Origin of the sequence: Gilliamella sp. Pas-s95 (assembly GCF_009795795.1) — a bacterium.
In the GTDB taxonomy this organism is placed as follows: domain Bacteria; phylum Pseudomonadota; class Gammaproteobacteria; order Enterobacterales; family Orbaceae; genus Gilliamella; species Gilliamella bombicola.
Genome location: NZ_WTFC01000049.1, coordinates 1 through 9,255, shown reverse-complemented (window position 1 = coordinate 9,255; position 9,255 = coordinate 1). Strand labels below are relative to the sequence as shown.

11 protein-coding genes and 1 pseudogene are annotated in these 9,255 nt (G+C 33.5%); 9 read left to right on the top strand and 3 right to left on the bottom strand.

Annotation, left to right across the window (positions count from 1 at the left end; all coding sequences use genetic code 11):
• Nucleotides 1-123: 123 nt before the first annotated feature.
• From GQ598_RS10650 to GQ598_RS10620, 7 genes and pseudogenes are all read left to right on the top strand, one after another.
• Nucleotides 124-687 (top strand): pseudouridine synthase, encoded by a 564-nt coding sequence (locus GQ598_RS10650; protein ID WP_160404097.1) that lies wholly within the window; start codon nucleotides 124-126, stop codon nucleotides 685-687.
• 143 nt (nucleotides 688-830) lie between these two features.
• Nucleotides 831-1,754: pseudogene (ftsY, locus tag GQ598_RS10645) on the top strand (signal recognition particle-docking protein FtsY); the annotation flags it as partial.
• Nucleotides 1,755-1,763: 9 nt separating this feature from the next.
• Nucleotides 1,764-2,423: a cell division ATP-binding protein FtsE gene (gene ftsE / locus GQ598_RS10640; RefSeq protein ID WP_091350914.1), complete on the top strand. Its 660-nt coding sequence runs from the start codon at nucleotides 1,764-1,766 to the stop codon at nucleotides 2,421-2,423.
• Nucleotides 2,423-3,394: a permease-like cell division protein FtsX gene (ftsX, locus tag GQ598_RS10635; protein WP_160404096.1), complete on the top strand. Its 972-nt coding sequence runs from the start codon at nucleotides 2,423-2,425 to the stop codon at nucleotides 3,392-3,394. Before ftsE ends, ftsX begins: the two co-directional genes overlap by 1 nt.
• A 202-nt stretch (nucleotides 3,395-3,596) precedes the next feature.
• The gene (gene rpoH, locus GQ598_RS10630) at nucleotides 3,597-4,457 is read left to right on the top strand and encodes an RNA polymerase sigma factor RpoH (RefSeq protein ID WP_091350919.1); all 861 of its coding nucleotides are present in this window, start codon (nucleotides 3,597-3,599) and stop codon (nucleotides 4,455-4,457) included.
• A gap of 170 nt (nucleotides 4,458-4,627) precedes the next feature.
• Nucleotides 4,628-5,206 carry a DUF2975 domain-containing protein gene (locus GQ598_RS10625; RefSeq protein WP_160404095.1) on the top strand — a complete coding sequence of 193 codons (579 nt, stop codon included), beginning with the start codon at nucleotides 4,628-4,630 and terminating at the stop codon, nucleotides 5,204-5,206.
• 12 nt (nucleotides 5,207-5,218) lie between these two features.
• Complete coding sequence (locus tag GQ598_RS10620) at nucleotides 5,219-5,428, top strand: helix-turn-helix transcriptional regulator (RefSeq protein ID WP_034910784.1); 210 nt, start codon at nucleotides 5,219-5,221, stop codon at nucleotides 5,426-5,428.
• 4 nt (nucleotides 5,429-5,432) lie between these two features.
• Here GQ598_RS10620 and GQ598_RS10615 read toward each other — a convergent pair whose 3' ends face one another.
• A complete protein-coding gene (locus tag GQ598_RS10615; RefSeq protein ID WP_065587630.1) occupies nucleotides 5,433-6,122 on the bottom strand; it encodes an aspartate/glutamate racemase family protein in 690 nt (229 codons plus the stop codon).
• Nucleotides 6,123-6,254: 132 nt separating this feature from the next.
• Between GQ598_RS10615 and GQ598_RS10610 the strand changes: the two genes are divergently transcribed.
• Both GQ598_RS10610 and cobB read left to right on the top strand, forming a co-directional pair.
• Nucleotides 6,255-7,070 (top strand): hypothetical protein, encoded by an 816-nt coding sequence (locus tag GQ598_RS10610; RefSeq protein WP_160404094.1) that lies wholly within the window; start codon nucleotides 6,255-6,257, stop codon nucleotides 7,068-7,070.
• 56 nt (nucleotides 7,071-7,126) lie between these two features.
• Nucleotides 7,127-7,810 carry a Sir2 family NAD+-dependent deacetylase gene (cobB, locus tag GQ598_RS10605; RefSeq protein ID WP_160404098.1) on the top strand — a complete coding sequence of 228 codons (684 nt, stop codon included), beginning with the start codon at nucleotides 7,127-7,129 and terminating at the stop codon, nucleotides 7,808-7,810.
• Nucleotides 7,811-7,813: 3 nt separating this feature from the next.
• On the opposite strand, the gene mtgA is transcribed toward cobB, so the two are convergent.
• Both mtgA and mobB read right to left on the bottom strand, forming a co-directional pair.
• On the bottom strand, nucleotides 7,814-8,506 hold the full coding sequence (gene mtgA, locus GQ598_RS10600) for a monofunctional biosynthetic peptidoglycan transglycosylase (protein WP_160404093.1): 693 nt from the start codon (nucleotides 8,504-8,506) through the stop codon (nucleotides 7,814-7,816).
• Between the two features lie 50 nt (nucleotides 8,507-8,556).
• A complete protein-coding gene (mobB, locus tag GQ598_RS10595; RefSeq protein WP_160404092.1) occupies nucleotides 8,557-9,051 on the bottom strand; it encodes a molybdopterin-guanine dinucleotide biosynthesis protein B in 495 nt (164 codons plus the stop codon).
• Nucleotides 9,052-9,255: the final 204 nt, after the last annotated feature.

The following is a 9,255-nucleotide window of genomic DNA, read 5'->3' as shown; positions in this document are numbered from 1 at the left end:
GTATTACCCATGTGAGAGTAGGGTGCCGCCAGACTTTTAAATTAGAGAGAGCCCAGCAGTGATGCTGGGCTTTTTTGCTTTTGTGGTTTTATTTTATTATATAAATGGTAAAAAATAACCGAAATGAACACGTTAATAGCCTTTAATAAACCGTTTAATGTGACGACTCAATTTTCACCACATGAAAAATATCAGACATTAAAAGAGTTTATAAACTTACCTAAATTTTACCCTGCTGGGCGGTTAGATACCGATAGTGAAGGATTATTATTGTTAACCAGCGATGGTAAATTACAAGCAAAAATCAGTTCACCAAAGTTTAAATTGCCAAAAACTTATTGGGTACAAGTGGAAGGACTTATTACTCAACAGGCTATAGATAAACTTAGATCTGGTGTGCAATTAAAAGAATTTTTTACACAGCCAGCCACAGTAACTTTTCTTGATGAACCATTGCAGTTATGGGACAGAGTGCCTCCTATTAGAGAACGCAAAACAGTACCAACTTCATGGGTAAGTATTACAATCTCAGAAGGAAAAAATCGACAAGTTAGAAGAATGTGTGCTGCGGTCGGTTTTCCTTGTTTACGCCTAGTGCGTGTGCAGATTGGAAAGTATAATTTATTTACTCACCAGTTACCATTAAGTGAATGGCGATTTATCACAACTCAAGATCTTTATTTATAATCAGTGTTACTTATTGGTTATGGATCACAAAATATTTCTTTTATCATCTTTTTAAAAGATCGAATGCATTGGGCTTTATTCTAAAATAAGATACAATGATCTTTAAATGATCGTGGAATAAATTATTTATGACTGAACAAAAAAAAGAAGGGTTTTTCTCCCGTTTAAAAAAGGGTCTTTTTAAGACTAAACAGAATATCGGATCTGGTTTTTTAAGTCTATTTAAAGGAAAAAAGATCGACGATGCTTTATTTGAAGAACTAGAAGAACAGTTACTTATTGCTGATGTGGGTTTTGATACAACGCAAAGAATTATAGACAACTTAACAAAACAAGCTTCAAGAAAAGAGTTAAAAGATGCAGATGCATTACATGTGCTTTTAAAACAAGAAATGAAATCTATTTTAGATGGAGTTGATAAGCCTCTTGATATTAATAGTCATAATCCATTTGTTATCTTAATGGTTGGTGTTAATGGTGTCGGTAAAACAACGACAATCGGCAAATTAGCCCGTCAATTTCAGCAACAAGGTAAATCAGTTATGCTTGCCGCTGGCGATACATTTCGTGCTGCTGCTGTTGAACAATTGCAAGTTTGGGGGGAACGTAATCACATTCCTGTTATTGCACAGCATACTAATGCAGATTCAGCTTCTGTCATTTTTGATGCAATACAGGCGGCGAAAGCAAAAAAAATAGATATATTAATAGCTGATACCGCAGGTCGTTTACAAAATAAGTCTCATTTAATGGATGAGTTGAAAAAAATAGTACGAGTAATTAAGAAGCAAGATGAAACTGCTCCTCATGAAATCATGTTAACCATTGATGCGGGTACCGGTCAAAATGCGATTAGTCAAACTAAACTATTTAATGAAGCTGTCGGTGTAACAGGAATGACATTGACCAAATTAGATGGTACAGCAAAAGGTGGTATCATTTTTAGTGTTGCAGATCAGTTTAATATCCCTATACGCTATATAGGCGTTGGTGAAAAAATTGAAGACTTAAGGCCTTTTGTTGCTGATGACTTTATAAATGCCTTATTTGATGAAACAGATGAATAGAGAAAAGCCATGATAGAATTTCAGCGTGTAAGTAAAGTTTATTCTGGTGGTAAATCGGCATTACAAAATATAAGCTTTACCCTATTGTCTGGAGAAATGGCATTTTTAACAGGACATTCTGGCGCTGGTAAGAGTACGCTGATGCGACTAATTTGTGGATTAGAAAAAGCTAATGATGGCAAAGTATTACTAAATGGTATTGATGTTTCTAGTTTAAGACGACAAGATATGCCTTTTTTACGTCGTACAATTGGCATGATTTTTCAAGATCATCAATTACTGATGGATCATACCGTCTATGATAATGTAGCTATTCCATTAATTATTTTAGGTAAACCGGCGGAGGAAATTAAAAGGCGAGTGTCTGCCTCTCTAGATAAAGTTGGATTACTAAATAAAATGAAATTTTATCCAATACAGTTATCCGGCGGTGAACAGCAGCGAGTGGGGATAGCTCGAGCAATTGTTAATCGTCCAACTGTCCTGCTTGCTGACGAACCGACTGGTAATTTAGATGATAAACTGTCTAAGGATATTTTAAAACTTTTTGAAGAATTTAACCAAGCAGGCGTAACAGTCTTGATGGCAACCCATAATATGGGGCTTATTCGTCGCAAGCATCATCGAATACTGCATTTAAATCAAGGGTTTTTAGAGGTTAAAAATTAATGAGTTACGCTAATATTAAACCCACTAAATTAAAGAAAAAAGACAGCAATAGTTTTTTTTCACGTTGGAAAAGACAAATTGGCTATGCTTGGCGTAATACTTTTAATGATTTTTCTCAGCATATTTTTGCCTCATTATTGACTGTTTTTGTTATTGCTATCTCAATTACTCTACCTACTATTAGTTATCTACTTTGGAAAAATGCTAATCAAACAGCTCAACAATGGTATCCAACTCCCAACTTAACGGTTTATATTAATAAAGAATTAACACCTGAACAAACAACTGAATTGATCGCTAAACTTAAGTCTCATTCTGAAGTTGACCAAGTAACTTACCTTTCTCGAGAAAAGACAATTGAAGAATTTAAAACATGGTCAGGATTTAGTAGTGCATTGGATTTATTAGATGAAAATCCATTACCCGCTGTTGCAATAATTGTACCGAAAGAAGAAGCAAAAAAAACAGCCATATTGCATCGGTTACAAGCTGAATTACTTAATCTTGATGGCATAGATGATATAAAATTAGATGATAGCTGGTTTACCCGATTAACTGCGTTAACGAATATGGTCAAATCTGTTGTATGGATTATTTCGATATTTATGATTATTGCTGTATCACTTGTAATAGGTAATAGTATTCGCTTAACTATTTTTGCTAGAAAACAAACTATAGTTGTTATGCAATTAATTGGTGCAACAGAAGGGTTTATTTTACGTCCTTTTTTATATAGCGGCATTTTTATTGGTTTTGTTAGCGCTGTTGTTTCGTTGGTATTATCGGAAATATTTATCTTTCAAATAGAATCAATTATATTGAATGTTTCTAATGCTTTTGGAACAATTATTAATATTGAAGGCTTACTATGGGATGAAAGCTTATTAATTATACTTATTACTATCATTATTGGATGGCTTTCATCGTTTGTTGCGACTAAAAAATATTTAAAAATGACACAAATTACCTAGCTATTTTGACGTAACTAATTAAAATGTATATTAGTTTTAGTAAGTATTGAGCCTAGCAAGATGTTTTAGTAATTTTAAATAAAAAAATATGAACTAATTTACAACTTGAAGGTCTAATTAATAAGTGAACGTTAGTTTAACGTTTTTAATTGTTGCATTTTATCTATGTAGCAACAACTAGTTAATTTAAAGGGGGAGTTAAATGAGTACTGATATAAAAATGCAAGTAGGTGCTTTAATTCCACAAGGTAATATTGAATCGTACATTCGTGCAGTTAATACCTATCCGATGCTAACAGCAGAAGAAGAAAAATCATTAGGTGAAAAACTTTATTATCATGACGATGTTGATGCAGCAAGACAATTAATCTTATCTCATTTGCGTTTTGTTGCGCACATTGCTCGTGGATATTCAGGTTATGGTTTACCACAAGCTGATTTAATTCAAGAAGGTAATATTGGTTTAATGAAAGCTGTGCGTCGTTTTAATCCAGAAATGGGTGTGCGTCTAGTCTCATTTGCTGTGCACTGGATAAAAGCTGAAATTCATGAATACGTATTAAAAAATTGGCGTATTGTTAAAGTGGCCACGACTAAGGCACAAAGAAAGTTATTTTTTAACCTAAGAAAAACCAAACAACGTTTAGGTTGGTTTAATAATGCTGAAGTTGATATGGTGGCTGATGAGTTAGGTGTAAGCCGTAAAGATGTACTTGAAATGGAATCACGCATGTCAGCACAAGATATGTCATTTGATATAGATAGTGATGACGATGATAATTCAATTGTTGCGCCAGCACTTTACTTAGAAGATAGCAATTCTGATTTTTCGAAATCAATTGAAAATGACAATTGGGAAAATGATGCAACAGATAAGTTACATGATGCATTATTAAAATTGGATGAACGTAGCCAAGATATCATCAAAGCGCGTTGGTTAGACTCGGATGATAGTAAGTCTACATTACAAGTTTTAGCTGATAAATATAGTGTTTCAGCTGAACGTATTCGCCAACTCGAAAAAAATGCAATGAAAAAATTACGAGTTGCTATTGAAGCATAATTGATTTGTTATTGTTAACTTCTTAGGCCTTACTGATAAAAAAGTAAGGTTTTTTTTATACTTTAAATCAGTAAAACAATAAAAAATTATCGTTTTATTTTAATTTTTTATTGTTTTTGATTTTGTTTATGTTATATTGTGTACAGTTTTATAAAAGAAAGGATATAAAGATGAACACAGATATGACTAAAACACATTCTCGATTGAATCAATATTGTCGCTTTATGGCATTATTAACATTAATTCCTATTCTAATTATGTTAATTAGCTCAATATTCCCCTTCTTGTATTATTTTTTTGATATGCAAAATATTGGGCTTGAATTTGGAGGGTTTTCTTTTATCCAAAGTGGGATTGATAATGTTGATCCTAAATCGTTATCTGGATGGCAAGCGACTATCGCAATGTTAATCGATACTTCATTAATACTTATTTTAGCTTATGCGTTTTATCAACTTAGATTATTGTTTATTAATTACAGTCAATCAGAGTATTTTTCGGTAAAATCAGCTAACCATTGTTACGTATTTGGCAAATTGCTTGTTTTTTGGGTGGTTATAAGTTTTTTATCTGAACCTTTATTGACAATGCTCTTAACTTATAATCAAGACGCATCAGCACGATACTTTTCTATTTCTTTTTCTAGTGATGATATTATAACGCTATTTCCTGCCATTAGTATTATGCTTATAGGTCAAATATTGAAAAAAGCTTGCCAACTAGCTGAAGAAAATAAACAATTTATTTAAAAGGAGTCATATGTGCCAATTATAATAAATTTAGACGTAATGCTAGCAAAACGTAAAGTTAAATCAAAAGATCTAGCGGTAGCAGTTGGTATTACAGAACAAAATTTATCATTACTTAAGCAAGGTAAAGTAAAAGGATTTAGACTAGCAACACTCGAAGCAATCTGCAAACATCTAGATTGCCAACCGGGTGATATACTAGAATATACGAACGAAGAATAACTTATTAACTTATTGCAAGTAATGCTGCCTCTTGTGCGTGAATTAAGGCTGTATCAAAAAAAGGTATATTACGATCGGATTGAGAGATTAATAACCCTATTTCCGTACAGCCTAAAATAACACCTTCTGCGCCATTTTTAACGAGTTTATCAACAATATTAAGATAGGCTTGCTTAGAATCAGGCTGAATAATACCTTTGCAAAGTTCATCATAAATGATCTGATTAATGATATTTCTGTCTTGAGATTCTGGAATAAGCACATTTAAATTTTTATCGATCAGTTTAGATTTATAAAAGTCCTGCTCCATTGTATATTTAGTACCTAACAAAGCGACCGATTTAATATTTTGTGCTAGTAAATGTTTAGCTGTCACATCGGCAATATGAATAATCGGAATATTAATTGCTTTTTGGATTTGATCTGCAACTTTATGCATGGTATTAGTACAAATTACAATAAAATCTGCACCAGCTAATTCTACTCTTTTAGCCGCATCAATTAAAATTTCTGCGCTTTTATTCCACTCATTATTGGCTTGGCAATTTTCAATCGCTTGAAAATCAACGCTATATAAAATTGTTTTTGCTGAATGCAGGCCACCTAATGATTTGGCAATAGTTTGATTAATAACTTGATAATAAGTTGTGGTGCTTTCCCAACTCATCCCTCCGATTAAACCAATTGTTTTCATTTTTCATATACCTATATAAAATTTATTTATTTTTTGTTAACTCGTCTTACTAAATAGTAGAATAGCTATGCTATAAAGTCTATATAAAAAATAATGTAGTTATAAATACGGCCTTTAAGGTAACAATCTTAAATGAAGAAAAGAAAAACACAGTTATGGTTTGCATCGATTATTTATTTCATACTCTCCTTGCCCTGTTTTGCCGATCCCAAAGTGATCCATGTTTTGGTGGCGCTTTGTGATAACAAATATCAAAAGATTGCACTTGTTCCAAAGGCGATAGGTAATGGTCAAGATCCCAAAAACAACCTTTATTGGGGGGCGGCTTATGGTTTTAAAACCTATTTTGCTAAGCAAAAAGAGTGGCAAGTTGTGCAAATTAATCGTCCCAAATCAGGAATAATATTAGAAGAAATTATTTACAAACACCAAGACAAAGATGTTTATCTCATTGCACAGGCGTATAATGGCAAATATATTAACGATACTGTTGATGATTTTATTGATTATTCAGCAGGGAAAAAGGCAAAAGCGTTTAAATTAGCTAATAAAACGGTGATAGCAGGGGGAAGTGCAGATCTGGTTGTCTATATTGGTCATGATTCACTAATGGAATGGTCATGGAAAAAATACTTACCTGATAGTTGGCGTTGGAATACATTATCAAAAGAGCAACAAGAAAAACAAAAATCACGTTATGCGGCAGTATTTGCTTGCAAAAGCCAACAATATTTTACGCCACCACTATCGCGCCTAGGCATTACCCCGCTCATTTTAACTTTGCACCGTATGGCGCCAGAAGCGTATAGTGTGCATGCAATGATTAACGGTTGGTTAAATGGCGAATCAAAGGCCGATATCCGGTTAAAAGTGGCTAGTGCCTACAGTCAATATCAAAAACTTAGCAAACCTGCTTTGCATATTTTTACTACCGAATACAGCCAATAAATGGCTCATATTTTGCTTTCAATAATCTTAGTTAAATTGTAAAGGTGCAATAAATGATGACAATACCTAAAATAGTTATCCTAACCGGCGCAGGTATTTCGGCCGAATCGGGCTTATCAACCTTTCGAGCCCAAAATGGATTATGGGAAGGTTATGATGTTAATGACGTAGCAACTTACGAAGGTTATATGCGTAACCCAACAGCGGTACATGATTTTTATAATATGTTGCGCCGTAAATTACAAAATCCAAACGTAAAGCCTAATGCTGCCCACTTTGCGTTAGCTGAGTTAGAACAGAAATTAGGCACTGATAACGTCTTAATTGTGACACAAAATGTGGATAACTTACATGAACAAGCTGGATCTAAAAATATAATACACATGCATGGTGAGTTATTAAAAGTGCGTAATGAAAAAACAGGACAGATAATTGATTGCTTTAACGATGTGAATTATCAACAAAACCAATTAATTCGCCCACATATAGTCTGGTTTGGTGAAATTCCCCTACAAATGGAACAAATTTATGATGCGCTTTCGCAAGCAGATTACTTTATATCCATTGGCACATCAGGCAATGTCTATCCTGCTGCTGGTTTTGTACAAATGGCTAATCAAGCTGGCGCTAAATCGATTGAACTTAATTTAGAGCCAAGTCTAGGTGAAAGCCTGTTTCAAACCAAAATTTACGGGCCAGCAAGTAAAGTGGTGCCTAAATTTATAGCGACACTTATCTAGCTATTATTTGAGCTTATCTAAATAATACTTACCACCCAAATTATTCATTTGAGTACGAATCCATTCTGCTTTTCTTTGAATATTACTATTGGGGTTAACAGGACTCCATTTTCTTGGATTAGGTAAAATAGCAGCCAGTAAACTTGCTTGAGTAGGAGTTAATTGGCTAGCACTAACGTTAAAATAGTGGCGCGAAGCCGCCTCAACACCAAAAACGCCCTCATCCCATTCAACGCTATTTAAGTAAATTTCAAGTATGCGCTGTTTAGACCAAGTAAGCTCGATCCAAAGCGTAAACCACGACTCAAACCCTTTACGAACCCAACTGCGCGATGGCCATAAAAAAATATTTTTGGCGACTTGTTGCGTAATGGTACTGGCGCCACGAATTTTTTTACTATTTTGATTATATTGTAAAGCTCGATTAATCGCCTTAAAATCAAATCCCCAATGATTAGAAAAGTTTTGATCTTCGGCGGCAATGACAGCTATTTTAATATTATTAGAGATCTGATCCCAATCTTTCCATGTGCGTTGTTGAGTAACATTCCAATGAGTGATTTTTCTTTCTACCATCAACATAGAACCAAAAGGATCGACCCAACGCATTAATAAAACAAGCAAAACGGACAATAGCACAAATCCAATTATCACTTTTTTAGTTATATTTAAAAATTTTTTGAATAAAGGCTTCATGCTGATTCAGGTAAAGTAACGTAAAAAATTAGCAAATAAGATACGATATATTAACGTTTTAATAAATAATTTTTTATAAACTCAACAATCTGAATTGGCTGATTAATATCAAATCTTGGCACATTCGTATCTAAAGGCTCATCACTAGCAATAGCCAAAGTAAAATCATCGATAAAAAACTGTTTTTGAACACGGCTTCGATGACAAATAATTTTAGGAATTTGCTCATCTTTAAATCCCTCAACTAAAATAATATCAACATCAGAAAATAGATTAATTAAAGTCTGTAAATCAGCAGGTTTATTGGGGGTTTCGCAAATAAAAGCATAACGATTATCACATGCGGCAATTGTTTGTAATGAGCCTGCCTTACGTAATTTATAGCTATCTTTTCCTGGAGTATCAAATTCAATATCGTGATGTGCATGTTTTAAAGTTGCTACCTTAAAACCTTGCTCAACAAGTAGCGAAATAACCTTTTCCAACAAGGTTGTTTTACCGCTACCGCTGTAACCACAAATTGCGAGCGTTTTTTTTATATTCATTGTTTCGTGATTCAAAAATGGTTATATTCAACTTAAACCTAATATACACTATTTTCTATGTTGAAAAAGGTGAGATCATCTTTAGCAAAAATTGGTCAGAAAAGGTATTGATTTTATTTAAGTTTTTGTTTTGCTGTTTTTAAGCTAAATCAACTGCTTACACAGCCTAAGCAAGGGCCGGCAACTAACAAATCAACAAAACTA